The following is an 816-nucleotide window of genomic DNA, read 5'->3' as shown; positions in this document are numbered from 1 at the left end:
TACCCCTGACTCACCCCCTCTTCTCATTCGCCAATCCGCCCGTTTCGGGCTCACCGTTTTTCTTGGAGATTTACCATGGCACATCTTGTCGAAAGCATGGCCTATGCAGGCCGCACCCCCTGGCACGGGCTGGGCAACCAGCTCGCCGCCCAACAGCCCCTCAATGTCTGGATGCAGGAAGCCGGCATGGACTGGGAGATCCGTGAGACTCCTGTTCGCTTCATTAGCAGCGAGGCTGGATCCCTGGGACAGATCTCATCCTTCCCGGATCAGAAGGTGCTGTTCCGATCAGATAATCAGGCGCCTCTGTCCGTAGTGAGCAACCGCTTCAAGGTGGTTCAGCCCCGGCAGATCCTGGAGTTTTACCGGGACCTCACCGAGCGCTCCGGCTTTGAACTGGAAACCGCTGGCGTCCTTAAAGGTGGCCGCAAGCTCTGGGCGCTGGCCCGCACCGGGCAAACAGGTTCTTTGGCTGGCAATGACCAGACCAACGGCTATGTGCTGCTGGCCACCGCCTGTGACGGTACCTTGGCGACCACTGCCCAGTTCACCAGCATCCGGGTGGTGTGCAACAACACCCTGGCGGTAGCCCTCAATGGCGCCGGCCAGGCGGTGAAAGTCCGGCACAACACCACCTTCGATGCTCAGGCGGTCAAGAAACAGCTGGGTATCTCCGTCTCTGCCTGGGATGACTTCATGTATCGCTTGAAAGCGCTGAGCGAACGACGGATCACCCGCAAGACCGCCGAGAAGGTCATGCGTTCGGTCTTCACCGATGTGAACTACTCCTCTGGGGACATGCTGGTGAAGCCCAAC

At 59.8% G+C, this 816-nt stretch carries 1 protein-coding gene; it reads left to right on the top strand.

The annotated features are described in order from the left end of the window. Positions 1–75: 75 nt before the first annotated feature. Positions 76–816, top strand: a 741-nt coding sequence (locus A3730_RS13155; RefSeq protein WP_063538213.1) for a DUF932 domain-containing protein, incomplete at its 3' end; no start/stop codon positions are given.

Source organism: Alcanivorax sp. HI0044, from assembly GCF_001634945.1.
Note: the sequence above shows the minus strand (reverse complement) of the source record. Positions and strands in the feature narration are given on the sequence as shown.